26 protein-coding genes and 3 pseudogenes are annotated in these 26531 nt (G+C 71.4%); 13 read left to right on the plus strand and 16 right to left on the minus strand.

Going from position 1 to position 26531, the window contains the following annotated elements; all coding sequences use genetic code 11:
- Positions 1 to 108 precede the first annotated feature (108 nt).
- Entirely contained in the window at positions 109 to 1302 is a 1194-nt protein-coding gene (locus ACIQTP_RS23960) for an RtcB family protein (protein ID WP_403402830.1), read from the plus strand.
- A gap of 198 nt (positions 1303 to 1500) precedes the next feature.
- Here the strand turns inward: ACIQTP_RS23960 and ACIQTP_RS23965 are convergent, their stop codons facing one another.
- From ACIQTP_RS23965 to ACIQTP_RS23985, 5 genes and pseudogenes are all read right to left on the minus strand, one after another.
- The gene (locus ACIQTP_RS23965) at positions 1501 to 2115 is read right to left on the minus strand and encodes a tyrosine-protein phosphatase (protein WP_403402833.1); all 615 of its coding nucleotides are present in this window, start codon (positions 2113 to 2115) and stop codon (positions 1501 to 1503) included.
- Positions 2116 to 2212: 97 nt separating this feature from the next.
- Positions 2213 to 2302: pseudogene (locus tag ACIQTP_RS23970) on the minus strand (protein-tyrosine-phosphatase); the annotation flags it as partial.
- 37 nt (positions 2303 to 2339) lie between these two features.
- Complete coding sequence (locus ACIQTP_RS23975; RefSeq protein ID WP_403403396.1) at positions 2340 to 2522, minus strand: hypothetical protein; 183 nt, start codon at positions 2520 to 2522, stop codon at positions 2340 to 2342.
- 23 nt (positions 2523 to 2545) lie between these two features.
- A complete protein-coding gene (locus tag ACIQTP_RS23980) occupies positions 2546 to 3322 on the minus strand; it encodes an SDR family NAD(P)-dependent oxidoreductase (RefSeq protein WP_403402836.1) in 777 nt (258 codons plus the stop codon).
- A 92-nt stretch (positions 3323 to 3414) separates the two neighbouring features.
- Complete coding sequence (locus tag ACIQTP_RS23985; RefSeq protein WP_403402839.1) at positions 3415 to 3753, minus strand: YnfA family protein; 339 nt, start codon at positions 3751 to 3753, stop codon at positions 3415 to 3417.
- A 143-nt stretch (positions 3754 to 3896) separates the two neighbouring features.
- Between ACIQTP_RS23985 and ACIQTP_RS23990 the strand changes: the two genes are divergently transcribed.
- Both ACIQTP_RS23990 and ACIQTP_RS23995 read left to right on the plus strand, forming a co-directional pair.
- A complete protein-coding gene (locus ACIQTP_RS23990; protein WP_402035968.1) occupies positions 3897 to 4412 on the plus strand; it encodes a hypothetical protein in 516 nt (171 codons plus the stop codon).
- 75 nt (positions 4413 to 4487) lie between these two features.
- Positions 4488 to 4706 (plus strand): annotated as a pseudogene (locus ACIQTP_RS23995) (MarR family winged helix-turn-helix transcriptional regulator); the annotation flags it as partial.
- A gap of 3 nt (positions 4707 to 4709) precedes the next feature.
- Here ACIQTP_RS23995 and ACIQTP_RS24000 read toward each other — a convergent pair.
- Complete coding sequence (locus tag ACIQTP_RS24000; protein ID WP_403402842.1) at positions 4710 to 5156, minus strand: winged helix-turn-helix transcriptional regulator; 447 nt, start codon at positions 5154 to 5156, stop codon at positions 4710 to 4712.
- Positions 5157 to 5290: 134 nt separating this feature from the next.
- Between ACIQTP_RS24000 and ACIQTP_RS24005 the strand changes: the two genes are divergently transcribed.
- Positions 5291 to 6184, plus strand: coding sequence for an NADP-dependent oxidoreductase (locus ACIQTP_RS24005; protein ID WP_403402844.1), 894 nt, complete (start codon positions 5291 to 5293; stop codon positions 6182 to 6184).
- A gap of 101 nt (positions 6185 to 6285) precedes the next feature.
- On the opposite strand, the gene ACIQTP_RS24010 is transcribed toward ACIQTP_RS24005, so the two are convergent.
- Positions 6286 to 6585, minus strand: coding sequence for a hypothetical protein (locus ACIQTP_RS24010; protein ID WP_403402847.1), 300 nt, complete (start codon positions 6583 to 6585; stop codon positions 6286 to 6288).
- 182 nt (positions 6586 to 6767) lie between these two features.
- Positions 6768 to 7586 carry a DUF6597 domain-containing transcriptional factor gene (locus ACIQTP_RS24015; protein WP_403402850.1) on the minus strand — a complete coding sequence of 273 codons (819 nt, stop codon included), beginning with the start codon at positions 7584 to 7586 and terminating at the stop codon, positions 6768 to 6770.
- A gap of 117 nt (positions 7587 to 7703) precedes the next feature.
- Between ACIQTP_RS24015 and ACIQTP_RS24020 the strand changes: the two genes are divergently transcribed.
- The 4 genes from ACIQTP_RS24020 to ACIQTP_RS24035 all read left to right on the plus strand — a co-directional run bounded on the left by ACIQTP_RS24020 (position 7704) and on the right by ACIQTP_RS24035 (position 11911).
- Positions 7704 to 8789, plus strand: coding sequence for an LLM class flavin-dependent oxidoreductase (locus tag ACIQTP_RS24020; protein WP_403402852.1), 1086 nt, complete (start codon positions 7704 to 7706; stop codon positions 8787 to 8789).
- Positions 8786 to 9463 carry an FMN reductase gene (locus ACIQTP_RS24025; protein WP_403402854.1) on the plus strand — a complete coding sequence of 226 codons (678 nt, stop codon included), beginning with the start codon at positions 8786 to 8788 and terminating at the stop codon, positions 9461 to 9463. Before ACIQTP_RS24020 ends, ACIQTP_RS24025 begins: the two co-directional genes overlap by 4 nt.
- Before the next feature lie 237 nt (positions 9464 to 9700).
- Positions 9701 to 10441 (plus strand): response regulator transcription factor, encoded by a 741-nt coding sequence (locus ACIQTP_RS24030; RefSeq protein WP_403402855.1) that lies wholly within the window; start codon positions 9701 to 9703, stop codon positions 10439 to 10441.
- Positions 10442 to 11911, plus strand: a complete 1470-nt coding sequence (locus ACIQTP_RS24035; protein ID WP_403402858.1) for an ATP-binding protein — start codon at positions 10442 to 10444, stop codon at positions 11909 to 11911. It abuts the gene before it with no gap.
- A 106-nt stretch (positions 11912 to 12017) separates the two neighbouring features.
- On the opposite strand, the gene ACIQTP_RS24040 is transcribed toward ACIQTP_RS24035, so the two are convergent.
- Entirely contained in the window at positions 12018 to 13985 is a 1968-nt protein-coding gene (locus ACIQTP_RS24040) for an amino acid transporter (RefSeq protein ID WP_403402861.1), read from the minus strand.
- Between the two features lie 469 nt (positions 13986 to 14454).
- Here ACIQTP_RS24040 and ACIQTP_RS24045 point away from each other — a divergent pair, with 469 nt between their 5' ends.
- A complete protein-coding gene (locus ACIQTP_RS24045) occupies positions 14455 to 15990 on the plus strand; it encodes a hypothetical protein (RefSeq protein ID WP_403402863.1) in 1536 nt (511 codons plus the stop codon).
- A 22-nt stretch (positions 15991 to 16012) separates the two neighbouring features.
- On the opposite strand, the gene ACIQTP_RS24050 is transcribed toward ACIQTP_RS24045, so the two are convergent.
- Positions 16013 to 17998 carry an APC family permease gene (locus tag ACIQTP_RS24050; protein WP_403403399.1) on the minus strand — a complete coding sequence of 662 codons (1986 nt, stop codon included), beginning with the start codon at positions 17996 to 17998 and terminating at the stop codon, positions 16013 to 16015.
- A 132-nt stretch (positions 17999 to 18130) separates the two neighbouring features.
- On the opposite strand from ACIQTP_RS24050, the gene ACIQTP_RS24055 reads away from it, so the two are divergent.
- Positions 18131 to 19006, plus strand: coding sequence for a PhzF family phenazine biosynthesis protein (locus tag ACIQTP_RS24055; protein WP_403402866.1), 876 nt, complete (start codon positions 18131 to 18133; stop codon positions 19004 to 19006).
- A gap of 28 nt (positions 19007 to 19034) precedes the next feature.
- On the opposite strand, the gene ACIQTP_RS24060 is transcribed toward ACIQTP_RS24055, so the two are convergent.
- From ACIQTP_RS24060 to ACIQTP_RS24075, 4 genes are all read right to left on the minus strand, one after another.
- Entirely contained in the window at positions 19035 to 19598 is a 564-nt protein-coding gene (locus ACIQTP_RS24060) for a hypothetical protein (protein ID WP_402034377.1), read from the minus strand.
- 104 nt (positions 19599 to 19702) lie between these two features.
- Positions 19703 to 20476, minus strand: a complete 774-nt coding sequence (locus ACIQTP_RS24065) for a transglutaminase domain-containing protein (RefSeq protein ID WP_403402868.1) — start codon at positions 20474 to 20476, stop codon at positions 19703 to 19705.
- 105 nt (positions 20477 to 20581) lie between these two features.
- Positions 20582 to 21583: a M56 family metallopeptidase gene (locus tag ACIQTP_RS24070; RefSeq protein ID WP_403402871.1), complete on the minus strand. Its 1002-nt coding sequence runs from the start codon at positions 21581 to 21583 to the stop codon at positions 20582 to 20584.
- Between the two features lie 18 nt (positions 21584 to 21601).
- Positions 21602 to 22015, minus strand: coding sequence for a BlaI/MecI/CopY family transcriptional regulator (locus ACIQTP_RS24075; protein WP_360263257.1), 414 nt, complete (start codon positions 22013 to 22015; stop codon positions 21602 to 21604).
- A 141-nt stretch (positions 22016 to 22156) separates the two neighbouring features.
- Between ACIQTP_RS24075 and ACIQTP_RS24080 the strand changes: the two genes are divergently transcribed.
- The 3 genes from ACIQTP_RS24080 (at position 22157) to ACIQTP_RS24090 (ending at position 25415) form a co-directional block, all read left to right on the plus strand.
- Positions 22157 to 22993, plus strand: a complete 837-nt coding sequence (locus ACIQTP_RS24080) for an undecaprenyl-diphosphate phosphatase (protein WP_403402874.1) — start codon at positions 22157 to 22159, stop codon at positions 22991 to 22993.
- Between the two features lie 164 nt (positions 22994 to 23157).
- Complete coding sequence (locus ACIQTP_RS24085; RefSeq protein ID WP_403402877.1) at positions 23158 to 24669, plus strand: glycosyltransferase; 1512 nt, start codon at positions 23158 to 23160, stop codon at positions 24667 to 24669.
- Positions 24666 to 25415, plus strand: a complete 750-nt coding sequence (locus ACIQTP_RS24090) for a polysaccharide deacetylase family protein (protein WP_402034384.1) — start codon at positions 24666 to 24668, stop codon at positions 25413 to 25415. The genes ACIQTP_RS24085 and ACIQTP_RS24090 overlap by 4 nt, the downstream gene beginning before the upstream one ends.
- Before the next feature lie 18 nt (positions 25416 to 25433).
- On the opposite strand, the gene ACIQTP_RS24095 is transcribed toward ACIQTP_RS24090, so the two are convergent.
- Entirely contained in the window at positions 25434 to 26108 is a 675-nt protein-coding gene (locus ACIQTP_RS24095; protein WP_403402880.1) for a class F sortase, read from the minus strand.
- 139 nt (positions 26109 to 26247) lie between these two features.
- Positions 26248 to 26531 (minus strand): annotated as a pseudogene (locus tag ACIQTP_RS24100) (hypothetical protein); the annotation flags it as partial.

The following is a 26531-nucleotide window of genomic DNA, read 5'->3' on the forward strand; positions in this document are numbered from 1 at the left end:
TGTATCGCACGCACAGCCGTGGACGCCGGTCCGTTGTCCCATACGTCGACCTTGGCGCAGGTTTTGCGTTCTATGACTTTTGTCGTTTATCGGGGGAATGAGGATGTTATGTCGTACGTAGAGATACCGGGCGCCAAGGTGCCCATCCGCATGTGGACGGACCCGGCGTCGGTCGAGGACGTGGCCCTGCGGCAGCTCCAGAACGTGGCCACGCTCCCGTGGATCAAGGGGCTCGCCGTCATGCCGGACGTCCACTACGGCAAGGGCGCGACGGTCGGGTCGGTCATCGCCATGCGCGACGCGGTGTGTCCGGCGGCGGTGGGGGTCGACATCGGCTGCGGGATGTCTGCCGTCAAGACGTCGCTCACGGCCAATGATCTGCCGGGGGATCTTTCGCGGCTTCGGTCGAAGATCGAGGAGGCGATTCCGGTGGGGCGGGGGATGCACGACTCGCCGGTGGAGCCGGGCGGCTTCCATGGGCTGGCGACGAGTGGGTGGGATGACTTCTGGGGGCGGTTCGACGGGGTTGCGGAGGCGGTCAAGTTCCGTGAGGAGCGTGCGACCAAGCAGATGGGCACGCTTGGATCGGGAAATCATATGATCGAATTGTGTACCGATTCGGACGGGTCTGTGTGGCTCATGCTGCACTCCGGGTCGCGCAACATCGGCAAGGAACTGGCTGAGTATCACATCGGTGTCGCTCAGAAACTCCCGCACAACCAAGGCCTGGTTGACCGCGATCTTGCGGTATTCGTCTCTGACACTCCGCAGATGGCTGCCTATCGAAATGATCTCTACTGGGCGCAGGAGTACGCGAAGTACAACCGCACCCTGATGATGGCGCTCCTGAAGGACGTGGTCCGCAAGGAGTTCAAGAAGGCGAAGCCGGCCTTCGAACCGGAGATCTCCTGTCACCACAACTATGTTGCGGAGGAGCGATACGAGGGCGTGGACCTGCTGGTCACCCGCAAGGGCGCGATCCGTGCGGGCTCCGGCGAGTACGGGATCATTCCGGGCTCGATGGGCACCAGCTCGTACATCGTGAAGGGACTCGGCAACGAAAAGGCCTTCAACTCGGCGTCGCACGGTGCGGGTCGGCGCATGAGCCGCAACGCGGCCAAGCGTCGCTTCACGACAAAGGATCTGGAAGAGCAGACGAGGGGTGTGGAGTGCCGTAAGGACTCGGGCATCGTGGATGAGATTCCGGGGGCGTACAAGAACATCGAGCAGGTGATGGAGCAGCAGCGCGATCTCGTCGAGGTCGTGGCCAAGCTGAAGCAGTTCATCTGTGTGAAGGGTTGACGCGCGAGGCCCCCGGGCCGGGAACCGGGGGCCTCAATCGGCTGGTCATTGGCGGTAGGCGGGGGTACCTTGCCGGTTCGCAGGCGCCAGCGGCGGACGTAGCAGCTCTTTGGGGTTCGGCCGAGTTCCTTGGCTGCCGCGGCATCGTTGTTCAGTTGCAGCAGCACGCGGTCCTCCCAAGCCATCCAGCGGCGACGGTCAGGTGCGACCCGCATGTTCGCCGGCCGGACCCACGCGCCCAGTGGAGGGGGGTTCGAGGAGGTGGGTGCGGAGGGCCGAGGCGAAGGTGGGAGGCAGGCCCAGGGTCTCGGTGACGTAGGACTCGACCGACCCGTAGCGGGACTTCAGGTCCGACAGAAATCCGGTCATGATCTCGGCGGGGGCCGTGCCGTACGCCGGCCACATGAGTTCGCGGTCGGGGTTGCTCGCGCGCCAGTCCGCCACCAGGAGAGGCGTGGCGCGTTCCGTGAGGGTGAAGTCGTCGGTGATCGTCTGCTCGGGGACGCCCAGGAGGGACAGGACCAGCGCCGCCACCAGGCCCGTGCGGTCCTTGCCCGAGGCGCAGTGGAAGACCAGGGGGGTGTCCGATTCGGCCGCTGCCCCGATCAGTTGCAGTGTCTCGCGGATTTCCTTCGTGCCGTCCTCGGCGACCTCCGCGTAGCGGGCCGCCAGGTAGGGGCCGGGGGCGACGGAAGGGGGCAGTGCGGCCTGGTCGTACGGGCGGTGCTCGATGCTCTGGTTGTGGTACGCGAGGGAGGGGTGCTCGGGGACGCGGCCCTTCGCGTCGATCTCCCACGGGTAGCGGAGGTCCACGACCGTGCGGATGCCGAGGGAGAGGATCCCAGTCCTGCGTCCCGGGGGTCAGTTCGCCGAGTGAGTCCGCGCGGTACAGGCGGGAGCTGCGGACCGTACGGCCGTCCGCGGTGGTGTATCCGCCCAGGTCGCGAAAGTTGCGCAGACGAGCGAAGGGTATGTGTCTGTTCGCATCGTGTCCGTTCACACCGCGGCAGCGTACGGCGGACGTACGGCCGCCGCGATCACTTCGCGTGGGATATCGCGTAGATCATGACGAAGGCCACGATGTGGATGCCGAAGAGGAAGTACGCGAGGTACCACCAGACGTAGCGATGGTTCTTTCTCTCCGCGGCCAGGTGGTGGCGTTCCGCGGAGGACGCGACCGGCGTTTCGCCCGGTCTTTCGCCCGACGCCTCGTTCGGCATCCCGTACGGCATCCCGTCCGGCATCAAAGTTCCCGGTGGACCTTGGTGTTCGACGCCTGGGCGCGGGGGCGTACGACGAGGAGGTCGATGTTGACGTGGCTGGGGCGGGTGACGGCCCAGGTGATGGTGTCGGCGACGTCGTCGGCGGTCAGCGGCTCGGCCACGCCCGCGTAGACCTTGGCCGCCTTGTCCGTGTCGCCGCCGAAGCGGGTCAGCGCGAACTCGTCCGTCTTGACCATGCCGGGCGCGATCTCGATGACCCGGACCGGCGTTCCGACGATCTCCAGGCGGAGGGTCTCGGCGAGGACGTGTTCGGCGTGCTTGGCGGCGACATAGCCGCCGCCGCCCTCGTACGTGCCGTGCCCCGCCGTCGACGACAGCACGACGACCGTGCCGTCGCCGCTCGCGGTGAGGGCCGGGAGCAGGGCCTGGGTGACGTTCAGCGTGCCGATGACGTTCGTCTCGTACATCTGGCGCCACTCGGCCGGGTCACCGGTCGCGACCGGGTCGGCGCCCAGCGCGCCGCCCGCGTTGTTGACCAGGACGCCGATCGTCTTGAACGCGCCGGCGAACTCGTCGACCGCCGCGCGGTCCGTGACGTCCAGCGCGTACGCGGTCGCCTGGTGGCCCGTCGCGTTGATCTCCTCGGCCAGCGCTTCGATGCGGTCCTTGCGGCGGGCGGTCAGCACGACGCGGTAGCCGGCCGCGGCGAGCTGCCGGGCCGTCGCCGCGCCGATACCGCTGCTCGCGCCGGTGACGACGGCGATGCGGGAGGAAGCGGAGGGCACGGCGGACGTCATGGGCTGCTCCTAGTGCGTGACTATCTGGCGTACGTGGTGTGGTCGTTCCTCGTCAGGATAGGCAGGCGGTCGGCTCCCACGGGGCCGCGGGCTCAGTTGGCGCCGCGCGGCGCGTACATGATCACGGCCATTCCGGCGAGGCAGATGAGGGCGCCGGTCACGTCCCAGCGGTCGGGGCGGTAGCCGTCCGCGACCATGCCCCAGACGAGGGAGCCGGCCACGAACACTCCGCCGTACGCGGCGAGGATGCGGCCGAACTCGGCGTCCGGCTGGAGTGTCGCCACGAAGCCGTAGACGCCGAGCGCCATGACGCCCGCGCCGATCCAGAGCCAGCCGCGGTGCTCGCGCACGCCTTGCCAGACCAGCCAGGCGCCGCCGATCTCGAAGAGCGCGGCGATGACGAAGAGGGCGGCGGAGCGGACGATCAGCATGCCGTCACTTTCGCACGGGCCGCACCCGCCGCTTCAGTCACCTGATGGACGGCGCCTGTCGGCGGTCAGGGGTGGCATACATCGGGTGATCACGTGAGCGTGTGTGCGTGCGGGCCCCGAGCGGAGGAAGCGACGTCATGCGGATGATGGAGATGCGGATGAGGCTGCGGAGGCGATGGGGGACGGGGATCGGTGCGTGGGTGCGGGGCATGGGTGTGGTGGGTGCGGGGGCGGCCCTGACGCTGGGCGGGGCGTCGTCCGTCGGCGCCCTCGCTCCGGAGGCCGATCTCGCCTATCACGGCTCGGTGACCATGGCGGCCGGGCTTGTCGACGTGCGGCTGACCCCGCGGAACCTCGGCCCGAGCACCGTCGAGGACGCGACGGTCCGGCTGCGCTGGGCGGCCCCGCTGGCGGATGCGCAGCGGCTGCCGGGCGACTGCGCGCGTTCGGGCGAACGGGTGGTGGTGTGCCGTACGGGGCCGCTGGCGGCGGACGGGCTGGGGGACGAGATCCGGCTGAAGGTACGGCTGCGGGGGGAGCCGTCGGAGGTGACGCTGGAGATCGACACGGTGTGGGGCGGCGGTGCGGTCGACCGCAATCACGCCAACGACGAGCAGCGGGTGCTGGCGCTGGACACCGGGGACTCGTACGTGTTCTAGGACCCCGGTTCCCCGTACCCCAAGACCCGTCCGGTCCCCCAGGTGGGTTCGCCGTCCACCGTCTCGCGCCGCTACATGGCCTCGTACGCGCTCTTCAACCAGGCCCTCGCCGACCGTCTGAAGCTGCACCCCACGGACATGCAGTGCGTGAACCTGCTCAGTCTGGAGGGCGGGCCGGTGACGACCGGCCGGATCGCGGAGCTGACCGGTCTGACGACCGGTTCGGCGACGCGGCTGGTGGACCGGCTGGAGAAGGCGGGCTATGTCGTACGGCAGCGGGACGCCGTCGACCGGCCTTCAGGAGGCCGACGCGGATCGTCCGGAGCCTTCGGGCGAGGCGCCGTCGTCGTCGTAACGCTCCCGCGCCTCATTGACCTCCTCGATGTGCAGTTCCGCCCAGTCCTTCACGGCGGAGAGCAGTCCGGCGAGGCTGGCGCCGAGGGGGGTCAGTTCGTAGTCGACGCGGACGGGCACGGACGGGGTCACCGTGCGGATCAGGATGCCGTCGCGCTCCAGTGAACGCAGCGTCTGCGTCAGCATCTTGGGGCTGATCCCCGCGAGCTTGCGGCCCAGGTCGCTGTAGCGCATCGAGGCCCCGTCCGCCTGGGCGAGCGCGCTGACGACCAGGCTGACCCACTTGTCGCTGATGCGGTCGAGGAGCTGGTTGGTGGGGCAGCTGCGGATGAACGCGTCGTACTCGATCCGCGCCTGCGCGCGCCGCTGTGCCGCGGTCGCGGTCGCCATGGCTCACCTCCGGGTGACGTACGCACCTTCAGGTGCCTACTTACCAGAAGAGAGTAACTCTTCCTAAGGTTGTTGCAACGGGAGAGAAACCCGGGCGAATCAACGGTAAGTGCGGGAAAACAGGGAGAGTTGACATGCGGGCAGTGGTCGTGACGGAGTTCGGCGGACCGGAAGCGGTGGAGATCGCGGAGGTCGAGGTGCCGGAGCCGGGGGCCCGGCAGATACGGATCAAGGTCGCGGCCGCCGCGCTCAATCCGGTGGACGCCGGGGTGCGCGCGGGCGGCTTCGGGGGCGCGGGGCGGCAGCTCGGACTGGGCTGGGACGTGGCCGGGACGGTGGACGCGGCGGGCGCGGATGCGGGGTGGAGGGTCGGCGACGAGGTGGTGGCGCTGTCGTACGGGCCGGTCAAGTCCCTTGGCGCGCACGCCGACTACGTGGTCGTGGACGCGGACGCGGTGGCCGGGGCGCCGAGCTCGGTGGACCCCGTCCACGCGGCCACCCTGCCCCTCAACGCCCTCACCGCGGCTCAGGCCCTGGACCTGCTGGCCCTGGAGCCCGGGCAGAGCCTGGCGGTGACGGGTGCGGCGGGGGCGGTCGGCGGGTACGCCGTCCAACTCGCCGCCCGCCGGGGTCTCGTGGTGACGGGGGTGGCCCGCGAGAGGGACGAGGAGTTCGTACGGTCGTTGGGGGCGGCTCACTTCGCGCCGGGCGGCGTGGACGGCGTGGACGGGGTGGACGGGGTGCTGGACGCGGCGATTCTCGGCGCGGCGGCGTTGGAGTGGGTGCGGGACGGCGGGGTGTTCGTGGGCGTCATCCCGGGGGCGCATCCGGCGTCCGTGCGGGGGGTGCGGACGGACTCGGTGGAGGTGAGCGCCGATGGGGCGCGCCTCGCGGAACTGGTGGCGCTCGTCGACGAGAGGGTGCTCACGACCCGGGTCGCCGACACGTACGGGCTGGAGGAGGCGGGGAAGGCGCACGCGCGGCTCGCCGAGGGCGGGCTGCGGGGGCGGCTGGTCCTGATCCCTTGAGCCGGCGGGGTGCTCAGGCGTTCCCGGGAGTCCTCGGGAGTTCTCGGGAGCTCTCGGGGGTCCTGGGTTCTCGGGGGGCCTCGTGGGTTCTCAATGGGTTCTCAGTGCTGGTCTTCCTGTGCCTTGAGCGGCAGTAGGCGTACGAGGGGGACGCACAGGAGGGTGACCGCGGCGACCACGGTGAGGCTCACGGCGGTGGCGTGGGCCTCACCGCCGCCGGTCCTGAAGTAGACGCTGGTGACGGCGGCGGCTCCGAGCGCGTTGGCGAGCTGCTGGACCGCGCCGAGCGAGCCGCCGGCGCTGCCCGCCTCGGCGGGGGCGATGTCGCCGACGGTCACGTCGTACAGCGAACCGAAGCACGTGCCCATGCCGAGGCCGACGATCAGCAGAGGGAACCGCACGCCCGCAGCCGAACTGACCGGGTGGGCGGGGCGCAGCCTCGCCCTGGGGGTGCGGGGAGCTGCGTGCCGAGCCCCCGCCGGGCCGCAGTCAGACGGATCGGGTGAGCGGGGTATGGGGGGCGAAGGCCCGCCCTGGGGATTGTGGGGTCGGGTCCCGCTGGGCCGCAGTCGAATGGATTGGGTCAGTGGGGGGTGGGTGCGTAGGTGGTGGGGGGCACTCCTACCGTCGCTGTGAAGTCGCGGACGAGGTGGGCCTGGTCGGCGTAGCCGAGGTCGGCGGCGAGGGCGGCCCAGTCGACCGGGCCGGAGGCCTCCGCGCGGGACAGGGCCTCGTGGATCCGGTAGCGCAGGATGATCCACTTCGGGCCGACGCCGACGTACGCGGCGAAGAGGCGTTGCAGGGCCCGTACGGTCATCCCTTCCGCGCGTGCGAAGTCGCCGACGTGCCGGATGGCGCGGTCGCGCCGGATGCGGTCCACCAGGGCCATGGCGAGGTCGGCCTGGGGATCGTCGCGGGGACCGAGGTCCAGGAGGAACGCGTCGAGCGCGGCCACGCGTGCGTCCTCGTCGGCGGGGTCGAGGACGGAGGGGACCGTGGCGGCGCCCACCGTGGGAAACACCGTGTGGAGTGGGATTCGCTCGCCCGTGAGTGACGTCAGGGCCCGTCCCGGCGCGAAGGGACGGAAGCCTCCCGGGCGGAACTGGATCCCGCACACCCGTCCCCGGCCCTCCAGTTTCTGTGTGAACAGGCCGAGGCCGATGCCGGCCACCTCGCCGAAGCCGAGAGGGTCCTGACCCGTGTACCTCTGGAAGACGACGTTCGCGGACGGGTGCGGGACCACGTGGGAGGCGTACGGCTCGGGCAGGTCCCAGTCGATCAGCCAGTAGTGCTCCAGGTAGGGGCGGAGCGGCTCGGCCGGTTCGCGGCGGCGGAAGTGGACGCGCGCGAAGAGCTCCGCAGCGTCGACGATGCCTCGGGTGTCACGGCGTGGGGCGGCCATGACGGGATCGTAGGGCGGGGCACTGACAGCCGGGAGCGAAAGGGTTCGGAATAGCGAGGTGGGGTGGATCGTTGGAGGGTATAGTTGAATCGTAAACAACCTGGAGGATGAGCGACCATGCAGTTCGGGATCTTCAGCGTCGGCGATGTCACACCGGACCCGACGACCGGCCGTACGCCGACCGAGGCCGAGAGGATCAAGGCCATGGTCGCGATCGCGCAGAAGGCGGAGGAGGTGGGCCTGGACGTGTTCGCGACGGGTGAGCACCACAACCCGCCGTTCGTGCCGTCGTCGCCGACCACGATGCTCGGTTATGTCGCGGCGCGGACCGAGCGGCTGATCCTGTCGACGTCGACCACGCTGATCACCACCAACGACCCGGTGAAGATCGCGGAGGACTTCGCGATGCTGCAGCACCTGGCCGACGGGCGGGTGGATCTGATGATGGGGCGGGGGAACACCGGGCCGGTCTATCCCTGGTTCGGGCAGGACATCCGCCAGGGCATCAACCTGGCGGTGGAGAACTACGCGCTGCTGCGCCGGCTGTGGCGGGAGGACGTGGTGACGTGGGAGGGCAAGTTCCGCACGCCGCTGCAGTCGTTCACCTCGACGCCGCGTCCGCTGGACGGGGTGCCCCCGTTCGTGTGGCACGGCTCGATCCGGTCGCCGGAGATAGCCGAGCAGGCCGCGTACTACGGTGACGGGTTCTTCCACAACAACATCTTCTGGCCGGCCGACCACACCAAGCGGATGGTCGAGCTGTACCGGGAGCGGTACGCGCACTACGGGCACGGCACGCCCGAGCAGGCGATCGTCGGTCTCGGCGGGCAGGTGTTCATGCGGAAGAACTCGCAGGACGCCGTGCGCGAGTTCCGGCCCTACTTCGACAACGCGCCGGTCTACGGGCACGGTCCCTCCCTGGAGGAGTTCACCGACCAGACCCCGCTGACCGTCGGCTCCCCGCAGGAGGTCATCGAGAAGACCCTGGCCTTCCGCGAGTACGCCGGTGACTATCAGCGCCAGCTGTTCCTGGTGGACCACGCCGGACTGCCGCTGAAGACGGTCCTTGAGCAGCTCGACCTGCTCGGCGAGGAGGTCGTGCCGGTGCTGCGCGAGGAGTTCGCCAAGGGGCGCCCGGCGGATGTGCCGGACGCGCCGACCCACCAGTCCCTGCTCGAGGCTCAGGAGGTGAGCGTCGCATGAAGCTCGTCGTCGTCTCGGCGGGGCTGAGCGTTCCGTCGTCGACCCGGCTGCTGGCCGACCGGCTGGCCGCCGCCACCGCCCGGCACGCGTCCGTCGACGTCGAGGTCGTCGAACTGCGCGACCTGGCCGTGGACATCGCCCACAACTTCACCAGCGGCTTTCCAGGGCGGGCCCTGTCCGCGGCCCTGGAGGCGGTGACGGAGGCGGACGGGCTGATCGTGGTCACACCGGTGTTCTCCGCCTCCTACAGCGGCCTGTTCAAGTCGTTCTTCGACGTACTGGACCCGGACGCGCTCAGCGGCAAGCCGGTCCTGATCGCCGCGACCGGCGGCTCCGCCCGCCACTCCCTCGTCCTCGAACACGCCCTGCGCCCCCTCTTCGCCTACCTGCGTGCCGTGGTCGTACCGACCGCGGTCTACGCGGCCTCGGAGGACTGGGGTGCGGAAGGCCTGGCCGAGCGGATCGACCGCGCGGCGGGAGAACTGGGCAGACTCATGGAAGGCATGGGGGCTGTGCGAGGGGACGATGTGGCCGATGCGGCGGACGCGTCGGTGGCCGTGGACACCGACACCGCCGCCGCCATCGCGCCGCGCCCGCTCGACGGGGCCCGCGTCTCGGCCGACAGGTTCACCGTCATCCCCTTCGAGCAGCAGCTCGCCGCGCTGCGGCCATAGCGGGAGAAGGCCGGAAGAGGGGGTGGGCCGCCACCGTCGTGCGCTTCCGGCCCACCCCCTGCGCACCGGCCGGACCCCTACCGGGGGATTCGCGGGTCGGCCCGTCCTGACATACGGGACAGACTCGCCGGGCGAGGTAAGGGGCTCGCGGGACGAGGGGTGAGAGGCCGGTAAGAAGCCCACCCTCACCACCGCCCACCAGGTGGTACCCGGCCAGGGGCTTGGCAGACTGGTGGGGTGCCCCAGAATGTGCTGCTCGCCGAGGACGACCGTGCCATCCGCCATGCCCTGGAAAGGGCACTGACGCTGGAGGGCTACGCGGTGACGGCCGTCGCCGACGGCGTAGAGGCGCTGGCCCAGGCCCACCGCACGCCACCGGACGTTCTCGTCCTGGACGTGATGATGCCCGGGATCGACGGGTTGCAGGTGTGCCGGGTGCTGCGCGCGGAGGGGGACCGTACGCCGATCCTGATGCTCACCGCACTGGTCGAGACGGCCGACCGCATCGCGGGCCTGGACGCCGGGGCCGACGACTACGTGGTCAAGCCGTTCGACGTGGAGGAGGTCTTCGCCCGGCTGCGGGCCCTGCTCCGCCGGACCGGTCCGGTGAACGGCACCCCCGCCGACGTACCGGCGGCGTCGCCGTCCGCGTCCGCGTCGGCGTCGAAGGAGTCGCCGGGGCAGATCTCCGCGGCCGGACTGCGCATGGACATCCAGGCGCGCCGCGCCTGGCGCGGGCAGCGCGAGCTGGAGCTCACCCGCACCGAGTTCGAGCTGCTCGAACTGCTCGTCCGCAACGCGGGCATCGTCCTCGACCACGCCACGATCTACGACCGCATCTGGGGCTACGACTTCGGTCCCGGCTCCAAGAACCTCGCCGTGTACGTCGGGTATCTGCGGCGCAAGCTCGACGAGCCGGGGGCGCCGGCGCTGATCCACACCGTCCGGGGCGTGGGGTATGTGCTGAGGGAGGACTGAGTGCCCCCCCGATGGCTCACGGGGCTGCGCCCCCGGCGGGTGTCCTCCCTGCGGGCCACCTTCACCCTGTCCTTCGCCGCCGTGGCCGCCGTGGTCACCGTCCTCGTCGGGTTCCTGAGTTACGACGCCGCCGCCCGGCTGGTGCGGGTGGACCAGCAGACCGTCTTCTCCGGGGTCGTGCAGGACCTGCGGGTCCAGGTGCGCGAGACGGCGTTGGACCCGGGTGATTTCTCGTCGTCCGACCCCGATCACGACGGGCCCCTGGACGACATCATCCGGCCCGCCCGTACGGATGTGCAGGTGCTCGGGCGCGGTGGGGTGATATCCGACCGTGGGCGGCCCGCGCTGCCCGTGACCGCCACCGACCGGCGGACAGCCGCGTCCGCCACCGCGGGCAAGTGGGTGGAGCACGGGGAGGTCGACGTCGCCGGCGACCGCTACCGGGTGGCGACCGTCGCGCTCGGCGGCGGGCGGGGCGCGGTGCAGGTGGCCCAGCAGTTCAGCGACACGGAGGATCTGCTGCGGGAGCTGCAGCAGCGGACCGTGCTGCTGGTGGGGGCGGTGGTGATCGCGTCGGGGCTGTTCGGCTGGTGGCTGGCCCGGCGCATCACCCGGCGGCTGGTGCGGCTGGCCGGGGCCGCGGAGGACGTGGCGCGCACCGGACGGCTCGGCATCCAGGTGCCGGTGGCCGGATACGACGAGGTGGCCCGCCTCGGCCGTTCCTTCGACCGGATGCTCGGCCGGCTCGCCCAGTCCGAGGAGGACCAGCGCCGGCTGGTCCAGGACGCGGGCCATGAACTCCGTACGCCGCTGACCTCGCTGCGTACGAACATCTCCATGCTGCGCCGCATCGACGAGCTGCCGCCCGACGCCCGCGAGGAGCTGGTCGCCGACCTGGCGCAGGAGTCCCGTGAGCTGACCGACCTCGTCAACGAGCTGGTAGCGCTCGCGGCCGGGCGGTCCGACACCGAACCCGTGCAGCGGATCGACCTGGCCGATCTGGCCGAGGACGTGGCGATCGCCTCACGGCGTCGTTCCGGGCGGGACATCGTCGTCCGGGTGGGCGGTGACACGACGGTCGACGGCCGTCCCACGGCGCTCCAGCGGGCGATATCCAACCTGGTGGAGAACGCGGCCAAGTTCGACCGCGAGGGCAAGGCGCCGATCGAGATCGCGGTCACCGGTCCGGTGCGCCCCGGCGGCGGGGTGGGCGGCGGTCTTCCGGGCAGCGTCAGGATCGAGGTCCTCGACCGGGGGCCGGGCGTGGTCGAGGGCGATCTCGTCCGGGTCTTCGACCGTTTCTACCGCGCCGCCGACGCCCGCAGCCTGCCCGGCTCCGGGCTCGGTCTGTCCATCGTCCGCGAGGTGGCCACCGGCCACGGCGGAGCGCCGTTCGCCTTCCGGCGGGAGGGGGGAGGCGCGGTCATCGGGTTCACGGTGAGCGCGGACTACCCGACGGAAGAGGACTGACGGGCGAAGTCCGGTGCGGTTCGGCAGCGCCCTGAAGGGGCGCGGGGAACTGCGCGACCAGCCACGGCAAACCCGCGGGTGGCGTACCGCACTTTCGGCTCAGAGCTCAGCCGACGTGCACGCGTGGGCGGCGGGAGCGGTCGGGTTCGGCCTCGCGCAGGACCTCCCGGGTGACGGGGGCGACCTCGCCCTGGCCGAAGAGGAAGAAGCGCAGGAAGTTGGTGAAGGGGTCGCCCTCGGTCCACTCGAAGTAGATGTGCGGGGTGCAGTTGGTGCGGTCGCGGACGTACAGGAGCAGGGCGGCCAGGGCGTTGGGGATGGAGGAGGACTCCAGGGTCAGGACGCGGTAGCGGCCGTGGAGCACCTCGCCGCGTACGGTCAGGCCCGCCTCGAACTCCGAGGGGTCCAGGACGGTGACCTCGACGAAGACGAAGTCCTCCTGGGCCGGGAGGTCGTTGTCGGCGCGGATCTGCTCGATCTTCTCGCGGTACTCGGCCTTGTCGCGGTTGTCGGGTTCGTTGGCGATGAACCGGATCCGGCGGCTGGCTATGTCCCGTACGAACCGTTCCGCCATGTCGTCCAGGCTCACGCTGGTCACCCGCAGTTCGAAGGCGCGGGCCAGCCGGGAGAGCAGCGAGACGAGGATGATGCCGGCGATGAAGCAGGCGCCGATCTTGACGCCGTCGGGGCGTTCGATGACGTTCACGACGGTCGTGTAGAGGAAGACCGCGGAGATGACGGCGAAGGCGATGGTCCAGTTGCGCTGGCCGGCCTTGCGCGCGGCGATGGTCACGGCGATCGCGGCGGAGCTGATGAGGACGAGGACACCGGTGGCGTAGGCGCCGCCCTGCGCGTCGACGTCCGCGTCGAAGATCCAGGTGACCAGGAACGCCACCAGGATGAAGACGATCACCATGGGGCGGACGGCGCGTGCCCAGTGCGGGGCCATGCCGTAGCGGGGGAGATAGCGGGGCATCAGGTTGAGCAGTCCGGCCATGGCGGAGGCTCCCGCGAACCACAGGATGGCGATGGTCGACACGTCGTAGATGGTGCCGAAGGCGCCGCCGAGGTACTCGTGCGCGAGATAGGCGAGGGCGCGGCCGTTGGCCTGGCCGCCGGACTTGAACTCCTGCTCCGGGATGAGGAGCGTGGTGATGAAGCTGGTGAGGATGAGGAAGACGCTCATGATCACGGCGGCGGTGGTCAGCAGCTTCTTGGTGTCCCGGATGCGGCCGGCCGGCTTCTCGTCGGTGTCGGTGGCGTCGCCCTGGACGTGCGGCATGACGGCCACGCCGGTCTCGAAGCCGGAGAGGCCGAGGGCCAGTTTGGGGAAGACCAGGAGGGCGACCCCGACCATGGCAAAAACGTTTCCGTGTTCGGTGGTCAGGGCGCTGGTCCAGTCGGTGATCACATGCTCGGCCGTCGCCACGTGCCACAGGCCCACGACCACGACCACGGCGTTGAGCGCGAGATAGATCCCCACCAGGACGACGGCGACGCCGATCGCCTCCAGGAAGCCCTTGAGGAACACCGCGCCGAGCAGCGCCACCAGGATGAGCGTGATCAGCATCTGTTTGTCGTGCAGCGTGCTGGTGAGATGGGGGTTCTCGACCAGGTGGGTGGAGGCGTCGGCCGCCGACAGGGTGATGGTGATCAGGAAGTCGGTGGCGGCGAAGCCCAGCAGGGTCAGCACGAACAGCTTGCCCTGCCAGAACGACAGCAGCCGCTCAAGCATTGCGATCGAGCCCTCGCCGCGCGGGCTCTCCTCGGCCACCCGCCGGTAGACGGGCAGTGCGCCCGCCAGGGTGACGATGACGAGCACGATGGTCGCGACGGGCGAGAGGAGTCCGGCGGCCAGGGCCGCGATGCCGGGCTGGTAGCCCAGTGTCGAGAAGTAGTCGACGCCGGTCAGGCACATCACCCGCCACCAGCGCTGCCCCTGGTGCACGGGCTCCGGCAGGGCGTGCGGGCCCTGCGGGGTCTTGCCCATGTCGGACAGTCCCTCGAGCATCCACGCACGCAGCCGGCTCGTACCCGTCGTACCTCTGGTACGAGCGTGGTCGGTGGTGGCCATCGGGGTGCTCCTGACGTGCTGCCCGGCGTAGTGCCCATTGTGATCCGATTGTGGGCAATGGGGGAGGAAACGGCAGGGCGGGTGGACATTACGGTGAACGGGGCACGGTGGTGCGGTCGCAGGGGTGGCAACCCCCGGTCCGGCACCCCGGTCCGGCACTCCGGTCCGGCGCCCTCGTCCGCCCCCGCCGACGAGAATGCCGTGCTTTTCGCACACGTGGTCGGCCGACGGCGTCAAGGCCGCGTCAAAGTCGTCCGGGGCGACATCAGGGGCCCATCAAGGTCCGGTGTGCGTGACCGGAAGCGGCCGCAGACTGGGCGCGGCACGGGGGACACGGACGAGCGTCCGTGGCGTGCCGATGGAGGGGCTCGTGGCTGTCACGGCCGGTACCACGCACAGTCCCGCGGCGCGAGCCGGGACCACGCACAGTCCCGCGGCGCGAGGCGGGACCGTCGCAGCGCCACCACGCGTGGCGACCGCCCCCTCCGGGAGTGGGCGCGCCCCTCGGCCACGGCGCGGAGGGTCGCGGCCGAGGCGCCCGCGGCGCCCCAGGCGCCCCCGAAGTCCCCGGCGCCCTCTTCGCCTCGCACACCGAAGAGCCGCCACCGCCCTGCACCGCCGGTTCTGGGCGACCCTGCCCGCGAGACTGCGGCTGCTGCGGACCGTCACCCTCCTGCTGACCGTCGCCCTCGCCCTGCTGCTCGGGTCGGCCGGACTCGCCGCCACCGGCACCTGGGACACCGTCGCGGGCCGCGACGCACCCCGCACCACCAGCGCCGCGGACCTGAACCTCGCCCTCAACGACATGGACGCGCAGGCCGCCAACCTCCTGCTGGCCGGCGGCGACGGGGGCAAGGGGCGCCTGGCGACGCCGTACGGGAAGGCGGTCGGCTTCTACGGGGACGCGCGCCGCGCGATCGGCCACGACCTGCGCGCCCTCGCCGTCGCCGCCCAGGGCGACGCCGCCGACGAGCACACCGTCGAGTCGCTCACCGACGACTTCGCCGAGTACCAGGAGCTGATCGGCCGCGCGCTGGAGAACGACGACCGAGCAGGCGGAAGACCGGCCGCGCTCGTCGACTACCGCGAGGCCACCGATCTCCTCCAGGCCCAGCTTCTGCCGAGCGCGAGGAAGCTGGTGGACTCCAACGACAGTGCCTTCAACGGGCAGTACGACCAGGCCCGTTCGGTCCTCTCGGCCCAGCTCGCCGCCGTCCTCGCGCTCGGCGCGCTGCTGCTCGCCGCCCTCGGCGTCCTCCAGTGGTACCTGGCCCGCCGCTTCCACCGGATCGTCAACCCCGGCGTGCTGGCCGCCACCGCCTGCGCGCTGCTCGCCGTGCTCCTCGGCGGCCAGGCGCTCGCCGCCTCCGCCGACCGGCTGTACGGCGCCCGCCGTGACGCCTTCGACTCCGTGGTCGCCCTCTCCCGCGCCCGCGCGATCGCCTACGACGCGAACGCCGACGAGAGCCGCTACCTGCTGGACCCCGAGCGCCGCGAGCAGTACGCGCAGGCGTTCCTCGCCAAGTCGCAGCAGCTGTACGGGACGAAGGGCGCGACCCTCGACTCGTACGACTTCGGGCTCGCCACGACCTGGAAGGAGTACCGCGCCGACCACCACACCCTCGAATTCGGCGGCGAGTTCGCGCGCGAGCTCGCCAACCTCACCTTCCCCGGCGAACGGGCCGCGGCGGAGCGGACGGTGGACGCGTACGCCGTCTACCAGCGCGACGACCGGAGGATCCGGGCCCTGGTCGCGCAGGGCAAGGAGCGCGAGGCCGTCGCGTTCTGCATGGGGTGGGAGCGGGGCACGTCCAACGCCCACTTCGGGGCCTGGATGACGGCGCTGGACCAGGTGACGGACATCAACCGGCGGCACTTCACGGCGGCGGTCCGCGCGGGCCGCTTCGAGGCGACCGGACTGCTCCCGTGGACGTGCGGTCTGCTGCTCGGCGCGGGTGTGCTGATCCTGCTGGGGCTGCGGCCGAGGCTCGCCGAGTTCCGCTGAACCGGGTTCCGCCGTGGGCGCGTTACCGCTGCCGGGTGCCCGCCCGGGGCGCCGGCCCCTGCGGTTCCCCCCGCCGGAAGGACCCCGGCGCCCTGGCCGTGGGCCGGTCGGCATGGGCCGAGGACGTCAGCTGCCACGGCACGCTCGTGACCATGACCCCCGGGGTGAACAGGAGCCGGTTCTTCAGCCACAGCGCCGACTGGTTGTGCAGAAGGTTCTCCCACCAGTGTCCGACGACGTACTCGGGGATGAAGACGGCGACGATGTCCCGCGGGCTCTCGCGGCGGATCGAGCGGACGTACTCCACGACCGGCCGGGTCACCTCGCGGTACGGCGAGTCGATGATCTTCAGCGGGACCTCGATGCCGTACTCCTCCCAGCGCCTGAGCAGCGCCGCCGCCTCGTCACGGTCGACGGAGACCGTCAGGGCCTCCAGCCGGTCGGGGCGGAAGGCGCGCGCGTAGGCGAGGGCGCGGAGGGTCGGCTTGTGCAGGGTGGAGACCAGTACGATCCCCAACACCCTCGACGGACGGGTGAGTTCGATTTTCGGGTCGGTCACCGCCAGCTCCGCGGAGGTGGCGTCGTAGTGGCGCCGGATGCCGCGCATCATCACCCACAGCACGATCGCCGCGAGTACGGCGAGCCACGCGCCCTCCGTGAACTTGGTGGCCAGCACGATCACCAGGACCAGGCCGGTGACGACCGAGCCGACCGCGTTGATCACGCGGGCCGTGTGGTGGCGGCGCCGCGGCGCCGGGTCGCGTTCCGTGCGCAGCTCTCTGTTCCAGTGCCGGACCATGCCCAGCTGGGAGAGCGTGAAGGCGGTGAACACGCCCAGGATGTAGAGGTGGATGAGGCTGGTGACGTTCGCCCTGAAGCCCCACAGCAGCAGAGCCGCGACGATCGCCAGCGCCAGGATGCCGTTGGAGAAGGCGAGCCGGTCGCCCCGGTTGTGCAACTGGTGCGGGAGGTAACGGTGTTGGGCCAGGATGGACGAGAGCAGGGGGAAGCCGTTGAAGGCCGTGTTCGCCGCCAGGATCAGAACGAGCGCGGTCGCTGCCTGGATGACATAGAAGCCGATGCTGTGCTCGCCGCCGAAGACCGCCGCCGCGATCTGCGCGATGACCGTGCGCTGGGTGTACGAGCCGCAGTCTCCGGGGAGTCCCGTCAGCCGGCACGCGTCGTCCGTGATGTGCACCCTGGTGATCAGCGCCAGCGCGGTGACGCCCACGAACATGACGATCGCGAGGGCGCCCATCGCGGTCAGTGTCTCGGCCGCGTTCCTCGACTTGGGCTTGCGGAAGGCCGGTACGCCGTTGGAGATGGCCTCCACCCCGGTCAGCGCCGTACAGCCGGAGGAGAACGCGCGCAGCACCAGCATCAGCAGGGCGAGACCCGTCAGGTTCGCGTCCGAAGGGTCCGGCGTGACGCGGTACCCGGCGCTCTCGGCGACCGGCGCGTCCCCGAGGGCATAGCGGATCAGGCCCGTGACCACCATGACGAGCACACCGCTGATGAAGAGGTACGTCGGTGCGGCGAAGGCGCGTCCCGACTCCCGGACGCCCCGCAGGTTCATCGCCGTCAGGACCGCCACGAAGCCGATCGCCATCAGGACGCGGTGGTCGGCGAGGCGTGGGACGGCGGAGATGATGTTGTCGACGCCGGAGGCGACCGAGACGGCCACCGTCATGACGTAGTCGACGAGCAGCGAGGCGGCGACGACCAGTCCGGCGGTCGGGCCGAGGTTCGTCGACACCACCTCGTAGGAGCCGCCGCCGCTCGGGTAGGCGTGCACCACCTGGCGGTACGACAGCACCACGACCGTCAGCAGCGCCACGACCGCGGCCGCGATCCACGGGGTGAAGTGCAGGTAGGCAAGGCCGCCCAGGGTGAGGACCAGCAGGATCTCCTGGGTCGCGTACGCCACCGAGGACAGCGGGTCCGAGGCGAAGATCGGCAGGGCGAGCCGCTTGGGCAGCAGCGTGTCGTGCAGCTCTTCGCTGCGCATGGCCCGGCCGATCACCAGCCGCTTGAGGATCCCCGTGACGTTGAACACGGGCGGAGGGTAAGCCGGGGGAGGGGCCGGGAGGGGGCCCGACACTCAGGGAACATCACTGGCCCGCCCCGCGTTGTCACGGGCATGACGACGAATACGCCGAGGCCCGAGGTGCTGCGATACACCGCCTTCTCCAGTGCTCCCGACGGCGGAAACCCCGCCGGCGTCGTTCTGGACGCCACTGCCCTGGACGACAGCGACATGCTGGCCATCGCCGCCGACCTCGGATATTCGGAGTCCGCGTTCCTGACCGCGCCTCCTGAGGGCCTCGGCGGTCAGGAGGGACGGGCGTACAGCATCCGCTACTTCAGCCCCAAGGCCGAGGTGTCGTTCTGCGGGCACGCCACCGTCGCGACCGCCGTCGCGCTCGCCGATCGGATAGGCCCCGGGCAGCTCGTGTTCGCGACACCCGCGGGCACCGTGCCGGTGGAGGTGGCCGAGGAGGGCGGGAAGCTCCGGGCCACGCTGACCAGTGTCGAGCCGCACATCGAGGAGATCACCGGCGCCGACCTCGATGAGGCGCTCGCCGCGCTCGGCTGGCCGGACGCCGATCTCGACCCCGCCTTCCCGCCCCGTATCGCCTTCGCCGGCGCCCGCCATCTCGTTCTCGCGGCGGCGACGCGCGCCCGCCTCGCAGATCTCGCATACGACTTCGCGCGCCTCGAAGCCCTGATGCACCGCTTGGACCTGACCACGATCCAGTTGGTGTGGCGGGAGTCGGCCACCGTCTTCCATGTCCGTGACCCCTTCCCCGTCGGCGGCGTCGTCGAGGACCCGGCGACCGGCGCCGCGGCCGCCGCGTTCGGTGCGTACGCGCGTGAACTCGGCCTGGTCCCCGAGGACGCCGTCCTCACCCTGCATCAGGGCGAGGACCTGGGCCGCCCCGGCGAGCTCACGGTGACACTGCGCGCGGGAGACGCGCGCGTCCGTGTCGGCGGCGCGGGAACTCGTATCAGCTGAGGCGTCGGCCAGGACGGTGGTGCGGGCTCTACTCCAGCCCCGACACCTTGAAGACCGTCAGTGCCGTCTCGCGGTCGATCCGCTCCGAGACGCGGTGCAGCGCGGTCTCCCCGCACGAGAGCGTGGAGCGCAGAGCGGACAGGCGCGCGTCCTCGTCGAGGCGGCGCCACAGCGGCGGATTGGCGACCAGGACCCGGGGGTCGATCTCGACGCGCGCGCCGAACGTGTCCCGCAGCACGAGCCGTTGGCCGACACCGTCGAGGCAGCGCACCGACACCAGGTGGTCGGTGCGCACCCGCCGCGCGCGCAGCAGCCCGCGTGAGACCAGCCAGCCCTCGCCCGCGGAGACCCGGGTGGGATACAGCACGAGGAACAGCAGCACCGCGAGCGCGGCCCACAGGGTGGCGCGCGGCGCGGAGAGGGTGCCGACTCCCCAGTCGATGAGAAGGAGAAGGGCGAGGAGCACGGCCGCGCAGCGGATCGAGCTGCGTACGTCCTGGGCCCAGAGGTGGTCGCGCGCGACTTCCGCGGAGGGTGGGGCGGGTGCGTCGACCGCGGTGCGCGCGTTGTCGCGGCGGTTGCGGCGTTCCATAGGACTGACGGTAGAGACCGGGGAGGCCGGGGGCAGCATGCTTGACGGGTCTCTGATGACTCGGGCGTCAAGGATGCGACAAGAAGCGTCGGCCACCGACAGGCCTAGGAGGCCCGAGCGGCCCGGCCTCCCGCGGCCCATCGCCCCAGCACCGGCTCCGCGAGGGTGCGGGCCGGGAGGCACAGGGTCTGGCCGTGGCGGGCGAAGAGTTCGTCGCGGGAGGTGAAGTGGCCGAGGTCGAGGCGGAGGTGGTCGGACAGGTCGCAGACGGCTCCCGGGCCGCCGTCGCAGCTCGCGGCGGCGTGGCCGTCCCAGTCGACCGTCGTACGGGCCACGGCGTCGAAGAGGGTCTCGCCGCCCTTGTTGGTGAAGCCGCCCGAGGCCGCGCTCATCTCGTCCGGGCTTGCGAACAGTTCGGCGATCGGTACCCATTCGCCGTCCAGCAGGAACTCGGGCCACGCGAGCAGTACCCGTTCCGGGACCAGCGGCTTGAACCGGGGGAAGCGCGGATACCAGAAGACCCCGTCGACGAGCAGCCCTCGTACGCGCGTGGGTACGGCGATGGCCCGCGCGACGGCCTCCAGCACCGCCATCCGCTGACTGCACGAGCCCCGTCCGAGCGCCAGCGTCCGCGAGGCGCTCCGCAGGTCGTCCACCGAGTACACCGGGCGCACCTCACGCGCGATGATCCCGTGCGCCACGCGCAGTGAGTCGCGGGCGGTGTCGTCCGTGGGGATCCGCTGGACGAGGGCGGTGACGTTCGGATGGGTCCGGTCGAGGATCGGGGTGGGGTGCGTGGAGCCGGGTACGGGTTCGGTCCCCGGGGCGACCGGGTCGCCTCCCGCACGTCGGCACGGCATCAGCAGACGACTGGTCATGGCCCGCCCCTTTCCCCCGTCTTCCTCTCAGGCTACGCCTCGACGCCTCACAGTTTCGAGCAGGGCATGCAGGGCGGTGGGGGGAGGCGTCTCATGGCCGGAGCCTCAGCCCACGGAAGCGATGAGGTGCCGGCTGTCCGGGTCGAGGTGATGCGGCCCGTGGTGGTGGGCGATGCCGACCTCCTCGAGGAGGTCGTGCAGGTCGTGGGTGGCGGTGACGGTCGACACCATGGTGAGGGCCAGGCACGCCATCGTGACGAGGGCGAGTCCGGGACGGCGGGCGAGGGGTGGGGCGAGGAGGGCGGCGACCCGGCGGGGGACCGGGCCCGCGCCGGCGAGCGGGCCCCGGCGGCCGAGGACGCCGCGGAAGCCGAGGGTGGAGAGGCGCGGGGCCGGGGTGCCGTGGGCGGCCAGGGCCGCCTTGCCGACCGCGCGGGCGACCCGGCGGCGGTCGCCGGTGGCGCGGGCGGCCTGCTCGTCGGCCCAGCGTTCCACGGTGTAGGTGACGGCGGTGGCGAAGGGCCGCAGGAGGGGGTTGGCGGCGGCGCCCAGGCCGGCCAGGGCCACGAACAGGTAGTGGTGTGCGGCGAGATGAGCGCGCTCGTGGGCGAGCAGGATGTCGTGCTCGGCCTTGTCCAGGGTGCGCAGCATGCCGGTGGAGACGACGACCCGTCCGGGCAGCCCCGGCAGCGCGTACGCGTCGGGCGCCTCGTCCTCGACGATGACGAGGCCGTCCGGCGTGGGCATGCACGCGGCGTCCCAGATGGCGGAGGCGATGGAGCGGGCGCGGCGCCACAGCATCCGCGCCGCGGTCAGCAGCGCGCCGCCCAGCAGGAGGCCGGCGAGGAGCGCGACCGGCGGTTCGGCGGGGTCGTTGAGCTGCGCGGTGCGCGCCGACCAGTGGCCGAGACCGGCGAGGAACGGGACGTCTATCAGGCCGGTGATCGCCAGTAGTCCCAGCGAGATGGTGGTCGCCACGCCCAGGATCAGCGCGGAGGCGGTGAGCAGCCAGGTGGCCAGGCGCGGTTCGCAGCGTTCGGAGAGCGGGTGGGCGCCGAGGGGCGCGATCACGGACAGCAGCAGCGGCAGATAGACGGCGATACGCATCCGGGCGGGCTCCTTGTCCTACCGGTCGGGGTCCGCGTCGGGTCCCAGCAGGTGGCGCAGCAGGTCCGCGTCGGTGTCGGACAGGCTGTCGGCGAAGCGGGCGAGCACCGCCTCGCGGTCGGGGCGCTCCTCGAGCACGGTGCGCATCCGGCGGGCGGCGAACCCGGGGTCGTCGGTGACGGGCGCGTAGGCGTACGCCCGTCCGCGCCGGGTGCGGGTGAGCAGCTGCTTGGTGTGCATCCGGGTGAGGATCGTGACCACGCTGCTGTACGTCAGCTCGCCCCCGAGCCGTTCGGCGACCTCACCCGGGGTGAGCGCGGCCTCGGCCCGCTGGAGTACGCCGAGGATCTCGGACTCCCGCTCGCCGTTGGCCCGCTTGGAGCCCCGAGCCTGTGAATCGCCTGAATCGCGGCCCATGGGTTTGTCGTTCACCCGTCCATCTTCTACAGTCGTGTAAAACTTGAGCTTCTACGGCGGTGTAAATGCTGCCGTGGTCCGAGTCTGCCATGTGTTGCCGTGCGCCCGTGCCCCGGGGGACACGTGCTCGCCCTGTTCACCGCAGAGATGGATCCCATGAGTGCTATCAGCGTCGGCCAGGCCGTCGTACTCGGAGTCGTCGAGGGAGTGACCGAGTTCCTCCCCGTCTCCTCCACCGGCCACCTCAAGATCACCGAAGGGCTGATGGGGATCCCGGTCGACGACACGGCCGTGGTCGGCTTCACCGCCGTCATCCAGGTCGGCGCGATCGCCGCCGTACTCGTGTACTTCTTCAAGGACATCGTGCGGATCGTCTCGGCGTGGGGCCGGGGGCTGCGCGACCGCGAGGAGCGGCAGCACCACGACTACAAGTTCGCGTGGTGGGTCATCTACGCCACCATCCCGATCGTGATCGTGGGCCTCGCCGCCAAGCCGCTCATCGACGGGGCGCTCGGCTCCCTGTGGGTGGTCGCCGTCTCGCTGATCGTCGGCAGTGGCGCGATGTGGGCGGCGGACCAGATGGGGCGCCACAAGCGCGGTGAGGACGACACGTCCTTCAAGGACGCGATGCTGGTGGGCTGTTCACAGATCCTCGCACTGCTCTTCCCGGGCTTCTCCCGCTCCGGCGCCACGATGTCCACCGCGCTCGTCCTCGACCTGGACCGGGTCGCCGCCACCCGGCTCTCCTTCTTCCTCGGTATCCCCGCCCTCACCGGCGCGGGCGTGTACGAGCTGAAGGACGCCGTCGGCGCGGGCGTGGGCGCCGCACCGCTGGCCGTCGGCACCGCCGTCTCCTTCGTCGTCGCCTACGGGTCGATCGCCTGGCTGCTGAAGTTCGTCGCCAAGCACTCCTTCAACGCCTTCGTCATCTACAGGATTGTCGTCGGCGTGCTGCTTCTCGGGCTGCTGGGCGCGGGAGCGCTCAACGCCTGAGTGCTCGACGTCCGAGTGCTCCCCGCCTGACCGCCGAGCCGGTCGCCGTCGCCGACGCCGGCGGCGGCGACCCCGGTCCCCCTGTGTTTGGTTCCTTCGCCATTGTTCCGGCGAGTCGGTGACGTCCCCCGTCATGCCCTCACCACTCTGGAGGCTGATCCGCTGTGCCCCACTCCGACAGTCCCACCCGCATCACCGTCATCTCCGCGAGCATGGGGGCCGGGCACGACGGCGCCGCCACCGAACTCACCCGTCACCTCACGGCGGCGGGCTTCCTCGTCGACCGCCACGACTTCCTCGACCTGCTGCCCGCCCGCGTCGGGAAGCTGCTCTCCGGCGCCTACCTCCGGCTGCTGACCTGGGCTCCCGCGGGCTACCAGCGCATCTACGCCGCCACCGAGCACGAACGACGCCCCAACCCCGCCGTACGGGCCCTGCTGCGCGGCGCCGAACGCCGCACCCTCGCCACCGTCACCCCCGACACCCGCGCGGTCGTCTCGACCTACCCCGGAGCCAGCCAGGTCCTTGGGGCCCTGCGGCTGCGTGGCCGGCTCGCGATACCGGCCCTGACCTACCTCACCGACTTCTCCGTCCACTCCCTGTGGGTGGCGCCCGGCATCGACGCCCACCTCGCCGCCCACGCGATCCCCGCCGCTCAGGCGCACGAGCAGGGCGCGGCGGGCGTCACCGTGACCGGCCCGATGACCGACCCGCGCTTCACCCCCGCCGACGAGGACGAACGGCGTGCCGCCCGCGCCCGTTTCGGCCTTCCCCAGGACACACCGCTCGCCCTGCTGGTCGCGGGCTCGTGGGGAGTGGGACCCGTCCGGGAGGCCGCCGCCGAGATTCTCGACACCGGGGTCGCGCTGCCGGTCGTGGTCTGCGGACGCAACCACGCGCTGGCCGAACGGCTGCGTACGGACGGCATCGCCCACGTGCACGGCTGGGTGGACGACATGCCCGGCCTGATGCACGCGTGCGACGTCCTCGTCCAGAACGCGGGCGGGCTCACCTCGCTGGAGGCGCTCGCGGGCGGACTCCCGGTCGTCAGCTACCGCTGCATACCCGGGCACGGCCAGACCAACGCCGCCGCACTCGACGAGGCGGGCCTCGCCCCCTGGATCCGCGAGCCGGACCAGTTGGCGCCGGTCCTGACCGAGCTCCTCCACGGTCCGCGCGGCCGGGCGCAGCGTGAGGCGGGCCTGAACCTGTTCACCGCGGCGCCCGGTCCCGTACCGGCCGTCACGGCGATGGCCCGCGGCCCGCTGTCCGCCGTACGCCCGGGACGTCGGGGTTCCTTGACCGCGGTACCGGCCGGGACGCCGGACCCGTCCGCCGCCGTACCGTCCCGGCGCCGCCCCGCCGACGGCCGGCCCGGGACCCCCGTGCCCCGGGCCGGCGTTCGGCCCGCCGTCGCCTTCGACGCGTCCGGACTTTCGACCGGCGTACCGTCCGACACGCTGACCGCCGTACCGGCCGACGCGCTGCGCCTCCCCGTCGCCGCGCGGCTCGCCGCCAGGTCACGGCAGGCCCGGCGCCGTACGGTCCTCATGGTCGCCGCCGTCGCCGCCACTCTCTCCCTCGGTATCGGCGCCCCGCTCGCCTACGCCTACGGGGAGTCCCCCGGCCACCACTTCGGTGCGCTCACCCACTACCTGGAGGACGACGACCGATGAGGTCAGGCCCGGGCCGGTTGGCCCGTACCGTTCGGCGGGCCGGGGCGACCGCCCTGCCCGTGCTCGCCGCCGCGCACGCCGCGCCGGTGATCTCCACCTTCGGTCCGCTGCGTAACCGGGCCATGCCCCGCCTCGCCGGCCGCGGCCGCCCCGACCATGTCGCGCTCACCTTCGACGACGGGCCCGACCACCTGTCCACCCCGCACTTCCTGCGGCTGCTGGACGCCCGGGGCATCCGGGCGACCTTCTTCCTGCTGGGCTCGATGCTGGCCCGCTCGCCCGGCCTGGCCAGGGAGATGGCGGCCGCCGGGCACGAGATCGGCATCCACGGCTGGCACCACCGCCCCCTGCTGCTGCGCGGCCCGCGCGCCACGTACGACGACCTCGCCCGGGCCCGCGACGCCGTCGCCGACGTCACCGGCCGCCCGCCCACGCTGTTCCGGCCGCCGTACGGGGTGATGAACACCGCCGCCCACCTCACCTGCCGCCGCCTCGGGCTGACCCCGACGCTGTGGACGGCCTGGGGCGAGGACTGGCGCAAACGGGCCACCCCGGACTCCGTCCACCGCACCGTCACCCGCGATCTGTCCGGCGGCGGCACGATCCTGCTCCACGACTCCGACTGCACCTCGGCCCCGGACTCCTGGCGCACCACCCTCGCCGCCCTGCCCCGCGTCCTCGACACCTGCGAGACGCACGGCTGGCGCGTCGGGCCCCTGCGCGAGCACGGAGTCCCGGGCCTCTGACACGTCACGGCCGCCAGGTCAGACGAGGTGGGCGAAGACCACCAGGTTCTCGGTGTAGTCCTTCGCCGAATGGTCGTAGTCGCCGGCGCAGGTGATCAGCCGGACCTCGGCGTCGCGGGTGTCGGCATACACGCGCTTGTCGGGGAAGTCGTCCTTCGCGAACGTGTCGGCGTTGTCGACCACGAAGGTGGCCTTGCGCCCGTCGGCCCTCTTCACGGTGAACCGGTCGCCCGGCTCCAGCTCCCTGAGGTCGGCGAAGACGGCCGCGGAAGTGGTCGTGTCGACGTGACCGGCGATGATCGCGGCCCCCGGCTCACCGGGGGACACGCCCTTGGCGTACCAGCCGACCAGGTTCGTGTCGTCGGCCGTCGGAGGCTGGAGCTTGCCCTCGGCGTCGACGGCCAGTTCGGTGAACGGGGCGTCCACGTCGATCTTCGGGATGAGCAGCCGCGTCGGCTCGGACCGCGGCAGATGCTTGCCCGCCGGCCGGGCCGCGGACGACGGTGCGAGCCCCGCGGCATGGGGCTTGGCCGAGGGGTCGAATGGGCCGGAGGGCTTGCCATGGCCGCCGAACAGGCTCAGCGCCAGGACCAGGATTCCGGCGCACCACACGAACAACGGCACGCCGGACCGCGGGCCCTGGAGCGGCGTCACGGACTGGGGCTCGACAGGGGAGGACAACCGGGATGCCATCGGGCACCACCTCACTGGAACACGTACGGAACAACTCACTGGATTACGGCGGCGGAGCCGGCGCGGCACGGGGACAACCAGCCGGGCCGCCACGCTGTGCGCAGGAGGCGGCCCGGGCTGCTATGTCGTCAGGCACGGATCAGGACAGGCCGTTCGCCGCACGCTTGCGGCGCACCACGTAGACGCCCGCACCGGCGAGAGCCAGGACCGCCAGCCCACCGGCCGTCGTACCCGGCGTGGCGAGCGCACCGCCACCCGTGTGCATGCCGCCGCGGGGCTTGTCGCGCTCCGAGTCCGAGGAGTCGTCCTTGCCACGGCCGGAACCCGAGTCGTCGTTGCCCTTGTCCTTGTAGGTCTCCGGGTTGAACTTCTCGTCGTCCTTGTTCCAGTCGTCGCCGCTGCTGCGCACGGCGCTGAGGGCGC

Source organism: Streptomyces sp. NPDC090798 (assembly GCF_044768965.1).
In the GTDB taxonomy this organism is placed as follows: Bacteria; Actinomycetota; Actinomycetes; order Streptomycetales; family Streptomycetaceae; genus Streptomyces.

What these genes read in the sequence shown, in the direction of transcription:
- ACIQTP_RS24015 (WP_403402850.1), bottom strand. Translation starts at nt 7,586, where the DNA reads ATGGCCGCCCCACGCCGTGACACCCGAGGCATCGTCGACGCTGCGGAG.
- ACIQTP_RS23975 (WP_403403396.1), bottom strand. Translation starts at nt 2,522, where the DNA reads ATGCCGAACGAGGCGTCGGGCGAAAGACCGGGCGAAACGCCGGTCGCG.
- ACIQTP_RS24095 (WP_403402880.1), bottom strand. Translation starts at nt 26,108, where the DNA reads ATGGCATCCCGGTTGTCCTCCCCTGTCGAGCCCCAGTCCGTGACGCCG.
- ACIQTP_RS24060 (WP_402034377.1), bottom strand. Translation starts at nt 19,598, where the DNA reads ATGGAACGCCGCAACCGCCGCGACAACGCGCGCACCGCGGTCGACGCA.
- ACIQTP_RS23990 (WP_402035968.1), top strand. Translation starts at nt 3,897, where the DNA reads ATGATGGAGATGCGGATGAGGCTGCGGAGGCGATGGGGGACGGGGATC.
- ACIQTP_RS24055 (WP_403402866.1), top strand. Translation starts at nt 18,131, where the DNA reads ATGACGACGAATACGCCGAGGCCCGAGGTGCTGCGATACACCGCCTTC.
- ACIQTP_RS23980 (WP_403402836.1), bottom strand. Translation starts at nt 3,322, where the DNA reads ATGACGTCCGCCGTGCCCTCCGCTTCCTCCCGCATCGCCGTCGTCACC.
- ACIQTP_RS24000 (WP_403402842.1), bottom strand. Translation starts at nt 5,156, where the DNA reads ATGGCGACCGCGACCGCGGCACAGCGGCGCGCGCAGGCGCGGATCGAG.
- ACIQTP_RS24090 (WP_402034384.1), top strand. Translation starts at nt 24,666, where the DNA reads ATGAGGTCAGGCCCGGGCCGGTTGGCCCGTACCGTTCGGCGGGCCGGG.
- ACIQTP_RS24040 (WP_403402861.1), bottom strand. Translation starts at nt 13,985, where the DNA reads ATGGCCACCACCGACCACGCTCGTACCAGAGGTACGACGGGTACGAGC.
- ACIQTP_RS24020 (WP_403402852.1), top strand. Translation starts at nt 7,704, where the DNA reads ATGCAGTTCGGGATCTTCAGCGTCGGCGATGTCACACCGGACCCGACG.
- ACIQTP_RS24050 (WP_403403399.1), bottom strand. Translation starts at nt 17,998, where the DNA reads ATGCGCAGCGAAGAGCTGCACGACACGCTGCTGCCCAAGCGGCTCGCC.
- ACIQTP_RS23960 (WP_403402830.1), top strand. Translation starts at nt 109, where the DNA reads ATGTCGTACGTAGAGATACCGGGCGCCAAGGTGCCCATCCGCATGTGG.
- ACIQTP_RS23985 (WP_403402839.1), bottom strand. Translation starts at nt 3,753, where the DNA reads ATGCTGATCGTCCGCTCCGCCGCCCTCTTCGTCATCGCCGCGCTCTTC.
- ACIQTP_RS24025 (WP_403402854.1), top strand. Translation starts at nt 8,786, where the DNA reads ATGAAGCTCGTCGTCGTCTCGGCGGGGCTGAGCGTTCCGTCGTCGACC.
- ACIQTP_RS24080 (WP_403402874.1), top strand. Translation starts at nt 22,157, where the DNA reads ATGAGTGCTATCAGCGTCGGCCAGGCCGTCGTACTCGGAGTCGTCGAG.
- ACIQTP_RS24070 (WP_403402871.1), bottom strand. Translation starts at nt 21,583, where the DNA reads ATGCGTATCGCCGTCTATCTGCCGCTGCTGCTGTCCGTGATCGCGCCC.
- ACIQTP_RS24005 (WP_403402844.1), top strand. Translation starts at nt 5,291, where the DNA reads ATGCGGGCAGTGGTCGTGACGGAGTTCGGCGGACCGGAAGCGGTGGAG.
- ACIQTP_RS24065 (WP_403402868.1), bottom strand. Translation starts at nt 20,476, where the DNA reads ATGACCAGTCGTCTGCTGATGCCGTGCCGACGTGCGGGAGGCGACCCG.